The organism is Deinococcus phoenicis, from assembly GCF_000599865.1.
GTDB lineage: Bacteria > Deinococcota > Deinococci > Deinococcales > Deinococcaceae > Deinococcus > Deinococcus phoenicis.
On record NZ_JHAC01000017.1, the window covers coordinates 53,236 to 70,841 of the forward strand.

The window sequence follows — 17,606 nt, forward strand, 5'->3', positions numbered from 1 at the left end:
GGGTTCATGAGAAAACGCTCATGCCTCCTCAGAACGCGGCGGTCATCTGAGTGCTGCGGGTGCGGGGGTGCAAGCGTCAGTTTACCGTAAGGCTTTCAGAAAACGGGTCTTCTGGCAGCGGGCCTCGCACGGGTTTCCCTGGCTGGACTGTGGGAGCCGGTGCCGCGTGGGGACGTGTCTGATCCCCTTTTCCTGACCGCGCCGCTGACGTGACCAGCCCCGTATACTCGCCCGCATGAGTCAGATTCACGTTCGCGCCCAGCCCGGTGACGTGGCCGAGCATGTGCTGCTGCCCGGCGATCCCAACCGTGCCCGTCATATCGCCCAGACCTATCTGGAAGGGGCGACGCTGTATACCGACCACCGGCAACTGCTGGGCTTCACGGGCACCTACCGGGGGGTGCGCGTCAGCGTGCAGACGACCGGGATGGGGTGCCCGAGTGCGGCCATCGTGGCCGAGGAGCTGATCCGGCTGGGTGCGCGGACGCTGCTGCGTGTCGGTACGCTGGGCGGGGCGACGCCGCAGGTGAGGCCCGCCGATCTCGTGATCGCCACCGCCGCCGTGCCGAACGACGGCACCACCCGGCAACTGCTCGGTGGGGCGCCCTATGCCCCCGCCGCCAGCTTCGAGGTGGTCGAGGCGGCGGTCCAGGCGGCGCGCGCCCAGGAAATCCCGCACCACGTCGGCCTGGTCATGACCGAGGACGCCTTCTATGCCAGCACGCCCGAACACGCCCGCCTGTGGGCCTCGCGCGGTGTGCTGGGCTTCGAGATGGAGGCGAGCGCGATCTTTCTCGTCGCCGCGCTGCATGGGGCGCGCGCCGGTTGCCTGACCGCGTGCAGCAACGACATCGGGGACCCGCAACTCGTGCCGGACGACGTTCTGGCCGCCGGTGTGGACCGCATGGTCCGGGCCGCCCTCGACGCCATCGTCACCCTCGACGGGAAGTGAGGGGCAGCGGGAGGGAGCGGCGTCCGGTGACTGCGCTCTCGGTGACTGTGCCCCCGATGCCTGTGCCCCCGGTGACTGCGCCCTGCCTTCCCCTTCCCGTTCCCGCTCCATGTCAGGATTGACGCATGACGATGCTCGACGAACTCGAATTCCGTAACCTGCAACTCGACCAGCATGGCCCGCTGGCAGTCCTGACCGTCAACCGGCCCAAGGCCCTGAACGCCCTGAATGCCGACACCCTCAGCGAGCTGTCGCAGGCCGTGGACCTCGTGATCGAGAATCCCGAGATCGGCGCCCTGATCCTGACCGGGGGCGGCGACCGGGCCTTTGTGGCCGGGGCGGACATCAGCGAACTCGCGCAGCTCGGGGACGTGTACGCGGGCCGGGAACTCTCGCTGGCCGGGCAGGACGTGATGCACCAGATCAGCAGCCTGCCGATCCCGGTGATCGCCGCCGTGAACGGCTTCGCGCTGGGCGGCGGCCTGGAGCTGGCGCTGGCCTGTGACGTGCGCGTGACGTCCCCGCAGGCCAAACTCGGGTTGCCGGAAGTCACCCTGGGCCTGATTCCCGGCTTCGGCGGCACGCAGCGGCTGGCGCGCCTGATCGGGCCGGGCCGCGCGCTCGACCTGATGCTGACGGCCCGGCAGGTGGGCGCGGAGGAGGCCCTGGCCCTCGGCCTGGTGAACTACGTCGCGGACGATCCGCTGATGAAGGCGCGCGAGGTGGCCGAACAGATGCTGAAAAATGCCCCGATTGCCCTCTCGCTGGTCAAGGAGGCGGTGCGCCGCGGCCTGGACACCACGCTGGAGGCCGGGCTGGAGGTCGAGGCCGACCTCTTCGGCATGACGGTCGCCACCAAGGATTTCCGCGAGGGCACCGCCGCGTTCCTCGCCAAGCGCCGCGCCGAGTTCCAGGGGGAGTGAGGAGGTGCCGGAGGGCATGGACGAACCCAAGTTCACGCTGAGCGTCTCGGACGGCAACGTTCAGGAGGTCGAGGGCCGACGCCCGGATGCCGAGGCTCCCGCGCCCCTGCTGGAGGCCCCGCGGACGGTGGAATTCACCACGCCGCGCGCCAAGTTGATCGAGGAGGCGCACACCGCGATCCACGGGGATCTGGCCACCTATCCCCGGGCGCTCGCGGCCTACGAGGCCCTGCGCGCGGACCCCGAGGCGCTGGCCTGCTGGGACATGGCGAACTACGTGACCATGCGCAAACTGGGCTACAACGACCACGGGCGCGTCCACGCCTTTATCACCGGGGCGGCCAGCCTGGCGATCACCGAGCTGCTGCTGGAGGCCGGGGTTAAACCCGACATCATGGAAAGCGGGGTGGGCGACGCCGACGACGTGTTCCTGGCCATCATCCTGGGGACCATGCTGCACGACATCGGCAACCAGATTCACCGCGCCTCGCACGAGCAGCACGGCGTCATGCTGGCCCTGCCGATTCTCGACCGGATCATGGGGCCGCTGTACCCGGACCCCTTCAAGCGCACCAAGGTCCGGTCCTTTATTCTGGGCCAGATCGACTGCCACGACCTCAATCCGCCGCCCCTCACGCTGGAGGGCGGCATCACGGCCGTCGCGGACGGCACCGACATCACCAAGGGCCGGGGGCGCAAGGCCTTTGCGCTGGGCAGCGTGGACATCCACTCCATCAGCGCGCTGGCCGTCGATCAGGTCGTGATCGAGCGCGGGCGGGACAAGCCGGTGCTGATCAGCGTGACCATGAACAACTCCGGCGGCATCTTCCAGGTGGAGGAGGTGCTGGCCCCCAAGGTGATCCGGTCGCCCATGCGGCCCTATGTGGAACTGCGCGCCACCACCCGCGAGCAGGGCGACGAGCAGATTCTGCGCCGTGTCCGGCTGGACGGCGATCACTTCGTGATGGACCTCGAAGACGGCGAGCGCGTCAAGGTGGAGGTGCAGGACTCGCAAAAGCAGCTCGCCGAGGCCGCCGTGGAGAACCTGGGCGTGGGAGCCGAGCGGCGCTGACCTGAAGCCGTTGTCCGAAGGACACCGGAGGAGGAAAAGCGCCTTCTCCGGCTCCATTCTCCAAATGCTCTCCCTCGTCCATGCGCTGTCTTGGGCAGAACGGCAGCCGTATGGGGCCTGTCCGCCCGCTCGAAAAGCAGGTCCCTTTTCGACAATTGCTGTATGAGCAGTGGATGAGGCTGAACTGTGTTCAGTCTTCACTCCCCCGGCGGTGAACTTCCATACACTGCCGGTTGATGAAGGTCTGGGTTACTGTTCTGTCTGCCGCCGCGCTGCTCGGCGGCGCACTTGCGATGGGGGTCGCGGCGCAGGATGACGGCAAGCTCGCGCCCGGCCTGCGCGTGGCCGGGGTGGACGTGGGCGGCCTGTCGCGCGAGGAGGCGCTGGCGGCCCTGTCCAGCCGCACGGCGCCGCCGCCCCAGGTGACCGTCAACGTGGGCACCCGCGCGTGGACGGTGGGGGCCGACCGGCTGGGCTGGCAGGCCGATCCGCAGGCCAGCGTGGAGGCCGCCGCACGCGCCAGTGCAGGGCGCAGCCTGCTCGAACGGATGCAGGGGCTGGTGGGCCAGCCCAGCGAGCAGGACTTTCCGCTGGTCACGCGGGTGGATGTGGGCACGGCCCTGGCTACCCTGAAGTCCCTGGCCGGTGGCCTGAACAGCCAGCCCAGAAACGCGGCCATCACCTTCGACCGGGCCACCCGCAAGTATGTGGTGACCCCCGATACCCCCGGTCGCCGCGCGAACGCCGCCGCCGCCGCCAACGCCTACGCCGCCAACCCCGCCCTGACCACCCTGACGGTGCCCGTCACCGAGTGGAAGGCGCAGTACACGGCGGAGGCATTCCGGTCGCAGGTGACGCTGGGCAACCGCCTGATCCGCCCGCTGACCGTGCAGCTCCAGGGCACGGGGCGCACCGGCACCCTGACGGCCCTCCAGGTGGCCGACCTGTACTGGGTGCGCGAGGCGGGCATCGTCCCGGACGACAAGACCATCCTGACGGCCTTCGGGCGGATGACCGAGGCCGTGGACCGGCCCGCCCAGAATGCCCGCTATGTTCTTCAGGACGGCAAGCTGGTCAAGGTGGCCGGGAGCGCCGGACGCGTGACCGACCGGCAGGCCGCCCTGGCCGCGTTCCGCAAGGCGGTGCTGGACCCCGCCGTCCAGACGGTGGTGTTTCCCGGCAAGGTCAGCCAGCCGACCCTGACGGCTGCGGGGCTGCCCGACCCGGCAAAGATGGAGCTGATCGCCACCGGGACCAGCACCTATTACGGCAGCAGCCGCGAGCGGCGCGTCAATGTCGCCAACGCGGCGGCCAAGATTCACGGCATGGTGGTGCCCGCTGGCGAGAACTTCAGCTTCCTGACCGCGCTGGGCGGCATCACGCCCGACAACGGCTTCGTGGGCGGCCTGATCATCAGCGGCGGGCGCACGGTGGACGGCCTGGGCGGCGGCGTCTGCCAGGTGTCCACCACCGCCTTCCGCGCGCTGTACCTGGCGGGGCTGCCGGTGGTCGAGCGCAACCAGCACTCCTACCGCGTGAAGTACTACGAGCCGCAGGTGGGCTTCGAGGCCGCCGTGTACGACCCCGGCCTCGACCTCAAGATGAAAAACGATACCAGCGCGCCGATCTATATCCGCACCGTCAACAACGACGCGAAAAGTACCCTCGAGGTGCAGGTGTGGGGCGTGAAGCCCAAGCGCAGCGTGACGGTCAGCCCGGCCACCATCCTTTCCCGCACGGCGCATCCCCCCGCCCAGTACGTGGTCAATCCCAACCTGCCCGCCGGGGCAATGCGGCAGGTGGACTGGGCGCAGGACGGGTATAACCTCTACATCACCCGCACCATCAAGGACGCGCAGGGCACCCGCACCGACAAGGTCAGCACCGTCTACAAGCCCTGGCAGGCCGTGTACGAGACGGGGCCGCGCGGCTGAGCCGCAACACGGAGAAATGAGCGGGGGGCTGCGGCATTGGCGCCGCAGCCCCCTTTCCGTCAGCTTTGCTCACCTGACCGTCAGGCTCGCCGGGTACAACGGGAGGAATGCGACACTTGCCTTCCCTGTTCACGTTGACCGCCCTGGCCCTGCTGGGGACCGCGGGCGCCCAGACCCCGGCCCTGACCGGCACCACCTGGACCCTCACCCAGTTGTCCGACGGCGGGCGGCTGGTCATGCCGGGACGGAACGCCCAGCGCCCGACCCTGCGCCTGGACGCGCGGACCGCTTCCGGCAACACCGGCTGCAACGTGTACCGTGCGGGGTACGCCGCACGCGGCGACATTCTGCGCTTCATGACGCTCGCGGCCACGCGCCGGGCCTGCCCCGACCGCATGGACGGCCTGGAAGCCCGCTTCGTGAATCTGATGGGGCAGGTCAACCGCTACCGGCTCAGCGGCAACACGCTGACGCTTTTTGCCGGCAGCCGGGACCGCCTGGTCTTCACCTCAGGGGGCGCGGCGGCCAGCCTTCCCAGCCGTCCCCCTGCTCGCCCGGAGACGAACGTGAATCTTGACGGCACCTGGACGCTGACGGGCGGGACCGCCCTGCGCCCCGTTCCTGGCAGCGTGCCCGCCCTGACCTTTGCCGGCGGACGGGTGAGTGGCACGGGTGGCTGCAACCGCCTGATGGGCACCGTGCAGGCGGGCGGGGACACGCTGACGTTCGGGGCGCTCGCCACCACCCGGATGGCCTGTGCACCCGCCGTGAATGCCCAGGAAGGGACGTTCCTGGCCTTTCTCGCTCGCCCCGCGCTGAGGGCCAGCGTGCAGGGGCAGGTGCTCACGCTGACCGGCGCGAACGGGCAGACGCTGGTCTTCCGGCGTGCGGGCGCGTCACAGGGCGGCGGTGGGACCCAGGCCGCAGGACCGGTGCAGGACGGGACGTATACCCTCGCCACCGTGAACGGCCAGCCTGCGCCACAAACGCCCCGGCCCGTCACCCTGAGCCTGACCGGGAACCGTATCGGCGGGAATGACGGGTGCAACAGCTTCGGCGGCGAGTACCGTCTGGAGGGCACGCGCCTGCTTCTGACCGGCCCCCTCGCCTCCACCCTGATGGCCTGCCCGGACCAGACGCAGGAAGTGGACATCCACCGGGTACTGGGGGCCGGACCTGCTCTGACGGTCACGCCCAGCGGTCTGACGCTCACCGCCGGGGGCACCACGCTCGCCTTCTCCCGGCAGGCGGCGCCAGCCCAGGGCCGGGTGCAGACCTGGACGGTGGCCGCCCAGCGCGTCCCCTGCATGGGGGTCGGCCCGATGTCCTGCCTGCGGATTCAGCGGGACGGCGGTCCCTGGGAACTCTTTTACGGTGAGATCGAGGGTTTCACCTTCCAGCCGGGCGTCACCCAGGTCATCCGGGTGCGCGAGGAAGACCGCCCCGGTCCCGTTCCCGCCGATGCCAGCAGCAAACGGTATGTGCTGGTCGAGGTGGTCGAGCGCCGCTGATCCCCAGGCCGCCGCAGGAAGCCGCCCCGTGTTTTTTGTCCGGGCGGCTTCTTATGTGTTGTCCCGGCGTGAGGTCCCGGCCAGGCGTGGGGGCACCAGCCGTTCGAGCAGGGCCATCAATTCCGGGTCCATGAAGCCGGACTCGTCGGGGAGGCCCGGGGTCAGCAGGCGGGCGCCAGGAAGTGCGCCGCGCAGCCTGGAGCGAATCCAGTCGCGGTGCCGCTTTTCCATGCACACGGCCACATCTGCCCACTCCAGCAGGTCGCGGGTCAAGGGGACTTCCGCGTCACGCGCTGTGCCTGACGAGGCCACCTGCCAGCCCGGATGCTGCCGGAAGAGGACTTCCGCCGTCGGGCTGCGGAGCTTGTTCTGGGTGCACACGAACAGGACCCGCAGGGGCCGAGCCGGGCCGCTCAGGGTTCCCGCCCCCGGGTCAGCCACTCCGCTTCGAAGTCGCCCTGTCTGGCAGGTGCGTGCGCTCTGGCCCAGGCGGCAGCAGCCTGCGTGTCGTAGACGGTGCGGCGGAACTCGGCGGCCCAGTTCCCGTTTCGCCGCGTCAGCAGCACCCAGCGCGCCAGCGGCAGGCCGTCTTTCTGGCGGCTGACTGGCCCCGCGTTCACCACCGTCACGCCGTCCACCACCGCCAGCATCTCGTGGTGGGTATGTCCCACGACGCAGACGCGCCCGCCTGCCTCGTAGGTGAAGTCCCCCAGCCGCTCGCGCACCTCGTGGAAGTGGGCCGGCCGGGTGTGTTCGCCGTCCTCCGTCAGCAGCAGGTCTTCCCAGGGGCTGCGTGGGCTGCCGTGGCACACACGTACCTCGCCGCCCGCCACATCGGCGCAGGTGGGCCGCGTCGCCAGAATGCCGGGCACGTCCGCCGGAAGCTGGGCCAGCAGCCAGCCCCGCATCGCCGCCCTGCCGTCCCGCAGCCCCGCCACCCGCTCGTCGGTGTTCCCGCGCACGGTGACGGGGGCGTGCTCGGCCTGAAGCGCCCACGCGCCCGCCGGGTCCGCCGCGCCCCACACACTGTCGCCCAGGTTCAGCACCTGATCCGGGGCAGTGTCCCGGATGTCGGCCAGCACCGCCTCCAATGCGAAGCGGTTGCCGTGGACATCGCCCAGAAGGGCGAGCCGCATGTCAGCTGCCTCCTCTCGGCTTGTAGATGGCGGCGCAGAACAGCCCCATCAGCAGGCAGAAAAACACCACGTTGAAGAGGGTGAGGCCCGCGCTGAAGTCCGGGCGCAGGGCGCGCTCGGTGAACTGCATGACCGCGTAGGGGGCCGCGAAGCCCAGCGCGAACCGCCCCGCCCGGGCCAGGTAGGGGCGGACGGCCAGGACATGCGGGAACAGCCGGAGGGGACCCAGCATGGCCGGGAGCAGCAGCAGTTGCGCCAGCCAGAACCAGGCGGGCAGGTTCCCGAAGCCGTATTCCACGCCCGCGAAGATCACATTCACGGCGGCAATCAGCAGGCCGGTCAGAAGGAGGGAGCGGAGGAGCGGCGCATTCATCCCGGCATGTTGGCACAGGCCGGGTCCGGGTGCGGCGGCCCTGGCTTGTGAACCCCGCGCCCCGGGCCGCATCATGGGCGGATGACCGCTGCCCCCTCCAGAGACCCGCTGCACGGCGTCACCCTCGAACAGATCGTGGTGCGCCTGGCCGAGCATTACGGCTGGGACGGCCTGGCGCGGCGGGTGCCCGTCCGCTGCTTCCAGCTTGATCCCAGCGTGTCTTCCAGCCTCAAGTTTCTGCGCAAGACGCCCTGGGCGCGGGCGAAGGTGGAGGGGCTGTACCTGGCGCTGGTGCGCGACGAACGCGAAACCTGAGTGGCTCCCGTGTCCTGCGCTACCTGGGCTTGCCGCTGAGGGTAATCAGCGTCCGGCCCCCCGGCTGGAGGTCCGCCACGTACTGCACCCGCTCGCCTGCCCGCGCGAGGAAGACGGCGTATTCGTCCCCGTCGTCCTCCACGTGGCCCTCCGGCACGAAGCCCGCCGCCTGGAAGGCCGGGAGCAGCGCGCGGGGCTGCCAGCCGTCCAGCGTGTACTGCTCGACCCGCGCGAAGCCCTCCCGCACCTCCTGGCGGTAGCTGCGGCTCTCGGGGCAGCCGGGTGTGGCCGTCGCGGGCAGGGGAGCGAGGCCCCACACCTGCCCGGCCTGCCCGATGCAGTACAGCGGTCCCCGCCAGCGGGCCTCCCGGACGCCCCACGCCAGCAGCGCGAGCAGAAGGAGGACAGGCAGCACAAGGAGGGGAAAGCGGCGCATGCCTGCCTACCCTAGCGCGCCGACAGCACGGCCCACAGGGTCAGCAGACCCCCACCAGCAGCACGGGCGGGAGAGCGTGAGCCGCGCCGCCCAGCGGAACAGGCCCACGCTGCGGCCAACGGCAGGCCCAGCACGGTCAGGCCGACCGGCGTCAGCGCGGCTTCGGGGTGGCGGCCCCGGCCCCTTTCCTTATTCCTGGCTGGTGATGAAGGGCAGGTTGCGGTCGAACTGCGCGCGGTCCAGGCCGTAGCCGTACACGAAAGCGTCGGGGATGGTAAAGCCCAGGTACTCGACGGGCACCTCGACCTTGCGGCGGCTGGGTTTGCTGAGCAGCGCGGCGACCTTGAGGCTGGCCGGGCCGCGCCCCTGGAGGTAGTGCAGCAGGTAATTCATGGTGATGCCGGTGTCCACGATGTCTTCCACCAGGATCACGTGCCGGTCGCTGATGGGGAATTGCAGGTCCTTGACCAGCTTGACCTCGCCGCTGGACTGCTTGGCGTCGCCGTAACTGCTGGCCTGGAGAAAGTCGATGGTGCAGGGCATGTGCAGGGTCCGCACGAGGTCCGCGTGAAACAGGAAAGCGCCGTTCAGCACACAGATCAGGTGCGGTTCCTTGCCCGCGTAGTCGGCCCGGATCTTGTGTCCGAGTTCGGAGATGCGGGCCTGGAGTTGCTCCTGCGTGATCTGCACAGGGCCGTTGCCGGGGGCGAGGCTCATATAGGCTCCAGGCTAACACGCCTCCAGCGCTCCTGACCTGTCCGCCCGTATACTCCGGCGCATGACCGGGCTGCCCGTGACCGATTTTGACCGCGTGCCAGGCGTACTGGGCCGCATCGTGCGTGAGCGTGCCGGAGATTACGCGGAGGCGGACCCCCGCCCCGGAGCCGCGCGCCCCCGTGCCGGGAGGTTCCGCACCGCCCTCTGTGGCCCCGCCCTCGCCCTGATCGCCGAGGTCAAGCGGGCCAGCCCCAGTGAGGGCGCGATCGCCGCCCTGGACCCGGCCCAGGCGGCCCGCGCCTACCGGGCAGGGGGCGCGGCGGCCCTCAGCGTCCTGACCGAACCGCGCCACTTCGGCGGCGACCCGGAGGCGCTGCGTGCCGTGGTGGCGGCGGTAGAGCTTCCCGTTTTGCGGAAAGATTTCGTGGTGCATCCCGCGATGCTGCGTGAGGCCGCCGAGTGGGGCGCTTCCGCCGCCCTGCTGATGGTCAGCGTGCTGGGAGAGGCGGTGGGGACTTACCTGGAAACGGCCCACCACCTCGGCCTCGACGCGCTGGTGGAAGTCCACGACGAACGCGAGCTGGACCTGGCGCTGGCCACAGGTGCAGAGATCATCGGCGTGAACAACCGCGACCTCACCACCCTCGCCACCGACCTGAATGTCAGCCCGCGCCTGATCCGCCGGGCGCGGGGGGCGGGCTTTACCGGCGTGCTGGTGGCCGAGAGCGGCTACCGGACCTCCGCCGATCTGGGCAGCGTGCGTGGTCTGGCCGACGCTGTGCTGGTTGGCACCAGCCTCGCTGGAAGCGGCGACCTGACCCGCGCCGCCCGTGAGCTGATGGCCCCTTGACCGGCTCTCTCCTGACCGGCTCTCCTCTGACTGGCTCCCCCCCGGCTGGTGCCACCCTCACCTTTCTGGGCACCGCCGACAGCAAGGGCGTGCCGCGCTTCTGGTGCGCCTGCCCGGTCTGCACGGACGCCCGCGCGGGGGGCGTGAACCGCCGCACCCGCAGCGCCGCGCTGATTCGGGGAGCAGGCCACGGCGGAAAAGCCGAGACGCTGCTGCTCGACTGCGGCCCCGACCTGCACGCCCAGCTCGCGCGTCTGCCGGGGCCGCTGGTGCCGGACGCGGTGCTGATCTCGCACGCGCACAACGATCACCTGTTGGGCCTGGGCGACCTGCTGGACTACGTGAGCTACGCGGGGGGGCGGCTGCGCGTGTTTGCCCCCTCCGGGGTGATCCCGGACATTCAGGACCGCTTCCGGTACGCCTTCCGGCAGGGTGCCCCCGTCCACCCCTTGCCGGAGGATGGGCTGGCGGTCGCGGGCCTGCGCGTCCGGGCCTTTCCAGTGCCCCATGGGGCGAACGGGCACAGCCACGCCTTTCGCCTGGACCGCCCCGGATTCGCGGCGGCGTATGTCACCGACGCCATCGACATCCCCGGGGTCGTGGCAGGGGCGTGGCTCACCGCCCTCGACCTGCTGATTCTCGGCACGTCCTTTGCCGACGAGTCCGGCGTGCCCCACGCGGGCCGCAGCGTGTACGACGTGCGCGAGGCCCTGGCCCTGCCCTGGGCACGGGCGGCCCGGCGGGTGGTGCTCACCCACCTCTCGCACGCGGTGGACGTGCGGGGCCTGGCTCTCCCGGCAGGCTGGACCTGCGCGCAGGACGGGAAAGAGGTGGGGTTGTGACGGCGGAGGGAGGCCGGGGGTACACTGCCCGCCATGTGGCCCGCCCTGTACCTGCTGTTCACGCTCGCGTTCGCCGGGGCGCTGCTCGCGCTGCTGTGGCGGCCTGGCGCGGCACGGGCTATGGTCATCTGGGGCCTGGCGGCGCTGCTGCCCCTGCTGGCGGCGGTTGCGGGGGCACTCACTGGACAGGTGCGGGCGACCCGGACCCTGGCCGCCTACGCGCCGCAGCCGGTCACGGTCACCATCGTCAATGGGGCGGGCCGCCAGACCCTCACGCTGAGTCCCCGTGACGCCGCCTGTGTCGAGCGGGCCGTGCGCCTGCACAGCCGCAGCGAACTCCTGACCGCCCGGAATCCCGTTCCCCTGAGCCAAGACACGCACATCGTGGGCGCGCTGCCCCCGCAGAGCGTCGTGGAGGCGCTGGGCATTCGCGGCACCCTGACCTGCCCCAACCTGCGTGCCCTGCCGGACGATCCGGACTCCGCGACACGGGAATAGCCGGACTTCAGGTGAGCTGAAGATGGGGGGGCGCGGCCCGGTCAAGCGGCGTGGCAGAGCGAATGGCCCCTGGGCGGGGCCGCCCCGGAGCCTCCGGCCACTGGAGAACAGCCGGTGGGGTGCCGGGCTGTTCTGGAATCCGGGCCAGATGCGCTCAGGCGGGCGCCGTGAGAACGCTGCCCGCTACTCCCCCAGATACCGCCGCAATTCGTCGATGCTGTGCCCCGTGCCGATCACCACCAGCTTGTCGTGGGGCCGCAGCCCATCCTCGGCGCGCGGCGTCACCTCGACCTTGCCGGAACGGCTGACGGCAATCACCTGCACGCCGAATCGCCCGGTCAGGTTCAGGTCGCGCAGGGTGCCGCGCAGCCGCTCGTTCGCCTCGATCTCCACGATGGCGTAGTCGCCGCCCAGGTCCAGCGTGTCCACGATGTTCGGCGTGGCGATCTGCCGCGCGAGCCGCACGCCCATGTCGTGTTCGGGCCGGATCACCAGGTCGGCCCCGATCCGTTCCAGCACCCGGCGGGCCATCTCGTCAATCGCCTTGGTGACCACGTAGGGGGCGCCCAGGCTCTTGGCGTTCATGGTCGCCAGGATGTTCGCCTGCACGTCGGTGCCGATGGCGACCACCACCACGTCGAAATCCCCGACCCCGATGGCCCGCAGCGCCCGTTCGTCGCTGGCGTCCACGATGGCGGCGTGGGTGACCAGATTCATCACCCGCTCGACATTTTCCTCGTTCTGGTCGATGGCGACGACCTCGTGGCCCATCTCGTAGAGGGTGGTGGCGACGGCGGTACCGAAGCGGCCCAGGCCGATCACCAGGCATTGTTTGGTCTTCATGGAATGTCCTTTCGGGGAAACACGGTCGGGGAAACGGGGAACCGCAGTCAGGGGAACCCCTCAGCCCACCAGGATGTCGCGTTCCGGCGGGTACTTGACGGCGCGGCTCTGCTGGCTGCGCAGGCTGAAGGCGACGGCGAAGGTGACTGGGCCGATGCGTCCCAGGTACATCAGCACGGTCAGGATCAGCAGGCCGGGGTCGTTGATCAGGGGGGTGGTGTTCATGCTCAGGCCGACGGTGGCCGCCGCACTCACCGTCTCGAACAGCAGGTGCGTGAAGCCGAGTTTGGGGTTGGTGGCGAGCAGCGCGAAAAAGGCGCTGGCGACCAGCAGAGCATAGAGGGTGGTGACGGTTCCGGCCCGCACCACGTTCTCCGGCTCCACCCGCCGCCCGAAGGCGATCAGTTCGCCGCGCCCGCGCACCATGTTCCACGCGCTGCCGACCAGGATCGCCAGCGTGCTGGTCTTGATGCCGCCGCCGGTGCTGCCGCTGTTCGCGCCGATGAACATCAGGGCGATCAGCAGAAAGAGGCTGGCGCTCGACATGCTGCTGATGTCCACCGTCGAAAAGCCCGCCGAGCGCGGCGTGACGCTCTGGAAGAAAGCGGCCAGCAGCTTGCCCGGCGCGTCCAGCGGCCCCAGCGTGCCCGCGTTGCCCCATTCCAGCGCCAGAATCAGCCCCGTGCCGAGCAGCAGCAGCAGTCCGGTGGTCAGCAGCGTGAGCCTGGAGTAGATCAGCAGCCGGTTGCGCCGGGGCCACAGCAGGTGCGTCAGGACATTGAGCTGCACCAGAAAGCCCAGCCCGCCCAGGATAATCAGGCCGCCCAGGGTCAGGTTGACCAGCGGATCGTGGGCATACTGCCCCATGCCGCCCGGCACCACCACGAACCCCGCGTTGTTGTAGGCGCTGACCGCGTGAAAGGCCGCCTGGTACAGCCCCTCGCCGGGGCCGAACTGCGGCACGAAGCGCAGCGCGAGCAGCAGCGTTCCGGCCACCTCCGCGGCCAGGGTGTACAGAAAGATGATGCGGATCAAAGGCAACACGCCCCCCACGTCCAGCGCATTGATCTGCTGCGCGAGGTGCTGGCGTTCGCTGAAGTTCACCCGGCGGCCCGTCAGGAAGGCGAACAGCGTGCCGAAGGTCAGGATGCCCAGGCCCCCCACCTGCGCCAGCCCGATAATCAGCGTCTGCCCGAAGCGCGTAAAGGCCTCGCCCGTGTCCGCCACCACCAGCCCGGTGATGCAGATCGCGCTGGTGGCCGTAAACAGGCGGTCGATGCTGCCCAGGGCCGCGCCGGGGGTGGTCACGCCGGGCAGGTGCAGCAGCGCCGTCCCCAGGGCGATGCCGATCAGGTACACCACGGCGATCAGCTGCGGCGGCGTGAAGCGGGCAAACAGGGTTCGCCGGGGCCGGCCCGGGGAAGGGGGGAGTCGGGGAGGAAGGGGCCGCCGCATCACCCGATCAGGATGTCCTTTTCGGCGGGATAGCGCACGGGGTCGCTCGGCTCGCGGCTGCCGAAGGCCACCGCAAAGGTCAGCGGCCCGATGCGCCCCAGGTACATCAGCAGGATGATCACCAGTTGCTGATCGGCATTCAGCAGCGGGGTGGTGTTCATGCTCAGGCCGACCGTCCCGAAGGCGCTGACCGCCTCGAAGAACAGTTGCACGAACAGCACCTGCGGGTTGGTGTTGGTCAGCAGCAGCAGAATGAACATGGTGTTCACCAGACCGATACTCAGCAGGCCGACCGTCATCGCCCGCAGAACCGTGTCCCGGTCGATCCGCCGCTCGAACAGGGTGACGTCGCGGTGGCCGCGCACCATGCTCCAGGCCGAGGCCATCATCACGTAGAAGGTGCTGGTCTTGATGCCGCCGCCGGTACTGCCGGGGTTCGCGCCGATGAACATCAGGATGATCGTGATAAAGAGCGTCCCCAGGCCCATCGCGCCGTAGTCCAGCGTGTTGAAGCCCGCCGTGCGGGTGGTCACGCTCTGGAAGAAACTGGCGAGCAGCTTGTCCCCGAAGTTCAGGGGGGCCAGGGTCCTGGGGTTCTGCCATTCCAGGCCCAGATACGTGAGGGTGCCGATCAGCAGCAGCGCGGCCATCATGGTCAGCACCAGCTTGGAGTGGACCAGCAGGCGGTTGCGCCGGGGATTGAGCAGGTGCGCCACCACATTGAGCTGCACCAGAAAGCCCATGCCGCCCAGAATGATCAGAAAGGCGATCACCAGACTGACGAGGGGATCACCCACGAAGCCCATCAGGTTGTCGCTGTAGAGCGCGAAGCCCGAATTGTTGAAGGCGCTGACCGAATGGAACACGGCGTAGAACAGCCCCCGCCCCCAGCCTTCCAGCGGCACAAAGCGGAACGCGAGCAACGCGGCCCCGGCGAGTTCCAGCACGAAGGTATACAGAAAGATGTTGCGGATCAGCGGCACCACGTCGCCCGCCCGGAAGGCGCTGACCTGCTGCGCCAGCCGGATGCGTTCGCTGTAGTTCACCCGCCGCCGCGTGATCAGCGCGAACACCGTCCCGAAGGTGATGATGCCCAGCCCCCCCACCTGAATCAGCAGCATGATGATGACCTGCCCCAGCCGGTTGAAGTCACGGCTGGGGTCCACGACATTCAGGCCCGTCACGCACAGGGCGCTGGTGGCGGTGAACAGGGCCTGCAAAAAGCTCACCTGCCGCCCCGCCCCGTGGGTGATCGGCAGCGACAGCAGCACGCCGCCCACCAGAATCGCCAGCGCGAACGACAGCGCGATCAGTTGCGGCGGGCTGACGCGCGAGAAGAGGGGTTTGCGGACGCGGGGAACGGGAGCATCCGGCCCTTGCCTGCCGGACGCTGGGGGAGTGGGGGGGCGCGTCATAGGAAACGCGCGATTCTACCACCGCCCCCTCCGCCCCGGCCTCCGGCTATACTGCTCTGCCAAGTACGTTCAGGCTTCCGGTTTTCCGGGCCGCGGAGCGTGAGGTTCCCGCTGGCTCCCGCCCCCCGGACGTACACTTTCCCGCCCGCCCTGCTCGCCGTTTATCGGGTGATAAACGTGGAGGTCCCTATGCCGCGCCCCGACCGCCAGAAAAATCCGCAGTTCTCCCGGCCCAAAAAACCCCAGGGCGACTACCGCACCCGCCAGCCCGCCCACGAGTACGTGCTCGAAGCCCTGCCCGGCCTGGAAGACGTCGCAGAGACGGAACTGCGGGCGGTGCCGCTGGCCCGCGACATCCGGGGCCTGCGCTTCTGGTACCCCGGCGACCCCGAGCGCCTGACCCGGCTGCGCGCGCCCGTGGCCGCCTACCGCGTCCGCGCCTGGGACGTGCCCCGCCCACGCGGCCTGCTGGGGCACCAGCAACTCGGTGAACTCGCGGCGTTTCTGGCCGAGGTGGTGCGCCTCGGCGGGCACCGCTCCTTCCGGCTGGCGGCGGCGGGCCGTGAATCCAGCGTGATGCAGCGTCTGGCGGAAGAACTCCAGGTGGCCCTGGACCTCCCCTTCGACCCCGAGGAGGGCGAACTCCTGATCCGCCTGCGCCCCCAGGAGGACGGTCTCGGCTGGGAGGTGCTGGCCCGCATCACGCCCCGGCCCCTCAGCGCGCGGGCGTGGCGGGTGTGCAACATGGGCGGCGGCCTGAACGCCACCATCGCCTATGCGGTGCACAAGCTCGCCGGCCAGCGCGACGAGGACCGCATCTTCAATCCCATGAGCGGCAGCGGCACCCTGCTGGTCGAACGCGCCCTACTGGGGCCGTATGACGCCATGGTGGGCGTGGATATCAATCCCGAGGCCGTCGAGTGCGCGCGCCGCAACGTGAGCGCCGCAAAGCGCGAGGTGGAGGTCGCCCGGGTGGACGCCCTGCACACCGGCCTCCCCGACCGCTCCTTCGACCTGATCGTCAGTGACCTGCCCTGGGGCGACGCTGTCGGCACGCACGGCGGCAACGCGGCGCTGTACCCCGCCTTCCTGACCGAGATGCACCGCCTGTGCAGCCGCCAGGGCCGCCTGGTGGTCCTGACCCACGAGATCCGGCTGTTCGAGCGCCTCCTGAACGAGCAGAGCCGCTGGCACGCGCGCGAGCTGTTTCAGGTCTACAGCGGCGGCCACCATCCCAAGGCGTACCTGTTGGGCAAGAGATAAGGCGGAGGTTCTTACACCCGTTTCAGCAGGTCGGTTCAGTCTTCCTGGGGGCTAACCGCACCCCCGCCCTCAGCCCTCGGAGCGCGCCGCTTCTGCGCCGACCTGTCCGCCGGAGGTGGGGACCGGGCGCGGCCAGGCCACCAGCACCACGCCCGCCAGAATCACCCCGAGGGCCGTCCACCCCAGCCCCGACAGGCTCTCGCCCCCCAGACCGACGCCGAGCAGCACGGCCACCACCGGGTTCACGTAGGCGTAGCTGGTCGCCAGCGCCGGGCGGGTGTGCGCCACCAGGTACATGTAGGCGCTGTAGGCGACCAGACTCCCGAACACGGTCAGGTACGCGAGCGCCCACAGGCTCGCGGCGGTCGGGGCGGCCCAGTGTTCGCGCAGCCCCAGGCTCAGCAGCAGCAGCAGGCCCCCGCCCGCCAGCATCTCGGCGGCGCTGCCCATCAGCCCGCCGGGGAGGGGGAGGTGCCTGGACCACATGCTGCCGAAGGTCCAGCACAGCGGGGCCAGGATCAGCAGGAAGGCGGCCAGCGGTGTGGCGTGCAGCTCCCCCAGATTCAGCAGCAGGATGCCGACCAGGCCTACCCCGATCCCCAGCCACTCGCGCCCGCCCGTGCGCTCGCCCCACAGCCGGGCGAACAGCGCCGCGAAGAGGGGCGACACTGCGATCATCATCGCCGCGACGCTGCTGCTGGCGTCGCGCTCGGCCAGGGTGACCAGACCGGTGCCCCCGCCCAGCAGCAGCAGGCCCACCACGGCGCTCGCCCGCCACTCGCGCGGTGAAGGTGCCGGTGCCCCCCGCCAGCGCAGAAAGCCGTACAGCAGCGCGCCCGCCAGCAGAAAGCGCACCCCGAGCATCCCCAGGGGCGGCAGGCTCCCGATCGCCACCTTGATCCCGAAATACGTGCTGCCCCACACCACGTACACCAGGGCGAGGGCCAGCAGCACGGCGGGGGTCAGGCGGGCGGTCCGGGCAGCAGGGGTCACCGGGAGAGCATACGCGCCTCCTCGCGGGGCATGCCGCATCTGCGGCGTCCGCGCGTCCCGGCCCACCGTACACTGCCC

The 17,606-nt window shown here is 70.0% G+C and carries 19 protein-coding genes; 10 read left to right on the forward strand and 9 right to left on the reverse strand.

What is annotated here, in order from left to right; translation table 11 throughout:
• Positions 1 to 235 precede the first annotated feature (235 nt).
• The 5 genes from DEIPH_RS05380 (at position 236) to DEIPH_RS18665 (ending at position 6,392) form a co-directional block, all read left to right on the forward strand.
• Positions 236 to 952, forward strand: a complete 717-nt coding sequence (locus DEIPH_RS05380) for a phosphorylase family protein (protein WP_034355064.1) — start codon at positions 236 to 238, stop codon at positions 950 to 952.
• Positions 953 to 1,077: 125 nt separating this feature from the next.
• Entirely contained in the window at positions 1,078 to 1,875 is a 798-nt protein-coding gene (locus DEIPH_RS05385) for an enoyl-CoA hydratase-related protein (protein WP_034355067.1), read from the forward strand.
• Between the two features lie 16 nt (positions 1,876 to 1,891).
• Complete coding sequence (locus DEIPH_RS05390) at positions 1,892 to 2,947, forward strand: phosphohydrolase (RefSeq protein ID WP_034355069.1); 1,056 nt, start codon at positions 1,892 to 1,894, stop codon at positions 2,945 to 2,947.
• Positions 2,948 to 3,183: 236 nt separating this feature from the next.
• The gene (locus DEIPH_RS05395) at positions 3,184 to 4,881 is read left to right on the forward strand and encodes a VanW family protein (RefSeq protein WP_034355071.1); all 1,698 of its coding nucleotides are present in this window, start codon (positions 3,184 to 3,186) and stop codon (positions 4,879 to 4,881) included.
• A 107-nt stretch (positions 4,882 to 4,988) separates the two neighbouring features.
• On the forward strand, positions 4,989 to 6,392 hold the full coding sequence (locus DEIPH_RS18665) for an META and DUF4377 domain-containing protein (RefSeq protein ID WP_081790796.1): 1,404 nt from the start codon (positions 4,989 to 4,991) through the stop codon (positions 6,390 to 6,392).
• Positions 6,393 to 6,443: 51 nt separating this feature from the next.
• Here DEIPH_RS18665 and DEIPH_RS05405 read toward each other — a convergent pair whose 3' ends face one another.
• Genes DEIPH_RS05405 through DEIPH_RS05415 form a run of 3 tightly spaced genes read right to left on the reverse strand, consistent with a single transcriptional unit; the run spans position 6,444 to position 7,901 of the window.
• Complete coding sequence (locus DEIPH_RS05405; protein ID WP_235183180.1) at positions 6,444 to 6,833, reverse strand: low molecular weight protein tyrosine phosphatase family protein; 390 nt, start codon at positions 6,831 to 6,833, stop codon at positions 6,444 to 6,446.
• A complete protein-coding gene (locus tag DEIPH_RS05410; protein WP_034355073.1) occupies positions 6,806 to 7,528 on the reverse strand; it encodes a metallophosphoesterase family protein in 723 nt (240 codons plus the stop codon). Before DEIPH_RS05410 ends, DEIPH_RS05405 begins: the two co-directional genes overlap by 28 nt.
• Position 7,529: 1 nt before the next feature.
• A complete protein-coding gene (locus DEIPH_RS05415) occupies positions 7,530 to 7,901 on the reverse strand; it encodes a hypothetical protein (RefSeq protein WP_034355076.1) in 372 nt (123 codons plus the stop codon).
• 81 nt (positions 7,902 to 7,982) lie between these two features.
• Here DEIPH_RS05415 and DEIPH_RS05420 point away from each other — a divergent pair, with 81 nt between their 5' ends.
• The gene (locus tag DEIPH_RS05420; RefSeq protein WP_034355079.1) at positions 7,983 to 8,216 is read left to right on the forward strand and encodes a VF530 family protein; all 234 of its coding nucleotides are present in this window, start codon (positions 7,983 to 7,985) and stop codon (positions 8,214 to 8,216) included.
• Between the two features lie 19 nt (positions 8,217 to 8,235).
• Here DEIPH_RS05420 and DEIPH_RS05425 read toward each other — a convergent pair whose 3' ends face one another.
• Positions 8,236 to 8,652, reverse strand: a complete 417-nt coding sequence (locus DEIPH_RS05425; RefSeq protein WP_034355082.1) for a hypothetical protein — start codon at positions 8,650 to 8,652, stop codon at positions 8,236 to 8,238.
• 189 nt (positions 8,653 to 8,841) lie between these two features.
• On the reverse strand, positions 8,842 to 9,369 hold the full coding sequence (gene hpt / locus DEIPH_RS05430; RefSeq protein ID WP_034355085.1) for a hypoxanthine phosphoribosyltransferase: 528 nt from the start codon (positions 9,367 to 9,369) through the stop codon (positions 8,842 to 8,844).
• Positions 9,370 to 9,430: 61 nt separating this feature from the next.
• On the opposite strand from hpt, the gene trpC reads away from it, so the two are divergent.
• From trpC to DEIPH_RS05445, 3 genes are read left to right on the forward strand one after another with little or no spacing between them, the layout of a single operon-like run.
• Complete coding sequence (gene trpC / locus DEIPH_RS05435) at positions 9,431 to 10,219, forward strand: indole-3-glycerol phosphate synthase TrpC (RefSeq protein WP_034355088.1); 789 nt, start codon at positions 9,431 to 9,433, stop codon at positions 10,217 to 10,219.
• Positions 10,216 to 11,061, forward strand: coding sequence for an MBL fold metallo-hydrolase (locus tag DEIPH_RS05440; RefSeq protein WP_235183181.1), 846 nt, complete (start codon positions 10,216 to 10,218; stop codon positions 11,059 to 11,061). Before trpC ends, DEIPH_RS05440 begins: the two co-directional genes overlap by 4 nt.
• Before the next feature lie 33 nt (positions 11,062 to 11,094).
• Positions 11,095 to 11,559: a hypothetical protein gene (locus tag DEIPH_RS05445; RefSeq protein ID WP_034355091.1), complete on the forward strand. Its 465-nt coding sequence runs from the start codon at positions 11,095 to 11,097 to the stop codon at positions 11,557 to 11,559.
• Positions 11,560 to 11,742: 183 nt separating this feature from the next.
• On the opposite strand, the gene DEIPH_RS05450 is transcribed toward DEIPH_RS05445, so the two are convergent.
• From DEIPH_RS05450 to DEIPH_RS05460, 3 genes are read right to left on the reverse strand one after another with little or no spacing between them, the layout of a single operon-like run.
• Entirely contained in the window at positions 11,743 to 12,453 is a 711-nt protein-coding gene (locus tag DEIPH_RS05450) for a potassium channel family protein (protein WP_267134646.1), read from the reverse strand.
• A 9-nt stretch (positions 12,454 to 12,462) separates the two neighbouring features.
• The gene (locus tag DEIPH_RS05455) at positions 12,463 to 13,857 is read right to left on the reverse strand and encodes a TrkH family potassium uptake protein (protein ID WP_034355097.1); all 1,395 of its coding nucleotides are present in this window, start codon (positions 13,855 to 13,857) and stop codon (positions 12,463 to 12,465) included.
• Complete coding sequence (locus DEIPH_RS05460; RefSeq protein ID WP_034355099.1) at positions 13,857 to 15,272, reverse strand: TrkH family potassium uptake protein; 1,416 nt, start codon at positions 15,270 to 15,272, stop codon at positions 13,857 to 13,859. Before DEIPH_RS05460 ends, DEIPH_RS05455 begins: the two co-directional genes overlap by 1 nt.
• Before the next feature lie 189 nt (positions 15,273 to 15,461).
• Here DEIPH_RS05460 and DEIPH_RS05465 point away from each other — a divergent pair, with 189 nt between their 5' ends.
• Entirely contained in the window at positions 15,462 to 16,535 is a 1,074-nt protein-coding gene (locus DEIPH_RS05465) for a methyltransferase domain-containing protein (protein WP_034355102.1), read from the forward strand.
• Positions 16,536 to 16,604: 69 nt separating this feature from the next.
• Here DEIPH_RS05465 and yedA read toward each other — a convergent pair whose 3' ends face one another.
• Positions 16,605 to 17,567 carry a drug/metabolite exporter YedA gene (gene yedA / locus DEIPH_RS05470; protein WP_051517188.1) on the reverse strand — a complete coding sequence of 321 codons (963 nt, stop codon included), beginning with the start codon at positions 17,565 to 17,567 and terminating at the stop codon, positions 16,605 to 16,607.
• Positions 17,568 to 17,606 lie beyond the last annotated feature (39 nt).

Bases quoted from the DNA above. Each gene is read 5' to 3' on its own strand.
- DEIPH_RS05425 (WP_034355082.1), bottom strand. From the start codon at position 8,652: ATGCGCCGCTTTCCCCTCCTTGTGCTGCCTGTCCTCCTTCTGCTCGCG.
- trpC (WP_034355088.1), top strand. From the start codon at position 9,431: ATGACCGGGCTGCCCGTGACCGATTTTGACCGCGTGCCAGGCGTACTG.
- DEIPH_RS05390 (WP_034355069.1), top strand. From the start codon at position 1,892: ATGGACGAACCCAAGTTCACGCTGAGCGTCTCGGACGGCAACGTTCAG.
- DEIPH_RS05420 (WP_034355079.1), top strand. From the start codon at position 7,983: ATGACCGCTGCCCCCTCCAGAGACCCGCTGCACGGCGTCACCCTCGAA.
- DEIPH_RS05385 (WP_034355067.1), top strand. From the start codon at position 1,078: ATGACGATGCTCGACGAACTCGAATTCCGTAACCTGCAACTCGACCAG.
- DEIPH_RS18665 (WP_081790796.1), top strand. From the start codon at position 4,989: ATGCGACACTTGCCTTCCCTGTTCACGTTGACCGCCCTGGCCCTGCTG.
- DEIPH_RS05460 (WP_034355099.1), bottom strand. From the start codon at position 15,272: ATGACGCGCCCCCCCACTCCCCCAGCGTCCGGCAGGCAAGGGCCGGAT.
- DEIPH_RS05415 (WP_034355076.1), bottom strand. From the start codon at position 7,901: ATGAATGCGCCGCTCCTCCGCTCCCTCCTTCTGACCGGCCTGCTGATT.
- DEIPH_RS05380 (WP_034355064.1), top strand. From the start codon at position 236: ATGAGTCAGATTCACGTTCGCGCCCAGCCCGGTGACGTGGCCGAGCAT.
- DEIPH_RS05395 (WP_034355071.1), top strand. From the start codon at position 3,184: ATGAAGGTCTGGGTTACTGTTCTGTCTGCCGCCGCGCTGCTCGGCGGC.
- DEIPH_RS05445 (WP_034355091.1), top strand. From the start codon at position 11,095: ATGTGGCCCGCCCTGTACCTGCTGTTCACGCTCGCGTTCGCCGGGGCG.
- DEIPH_RS05455 (WP_034355097.1), bottom strand. From the start codon at position 13,857: ATGCGGCGGCCCCTTCCTCCCCGACTCCCCCCTTCCCCGGGCCGGCCC.
- hpt (WP_034355085.1), bottom strand. From the start codon at position 9,369: ATGAGCCTCGCCCCCGGCAACGGCCCTGTGCAGATCACGCAGGAGCAA.
- DEIPH_RS05465 (WP_034355102.1), top strand. From the start codon at position 15,462: ATGCCGCGCCCCGACCGCCAGAAAAATCCGCAGTTCTCCCGGCCCAAA.
- DEIPH_RS05410 (WP_034355073.1), bottom strand. From the start codon at position 7,528: ATGCGGCTCGCCCTTCTGGGCGATGTCCACGGCAACCGCTTCGCATTG.
- yedA (WP_051517188.1), bottom strand. From the start codon at position 17,567: ATGCGGCATGCCCCGCGAGGAGGCGCGTATGCTCTCCCGGTGACCCCT.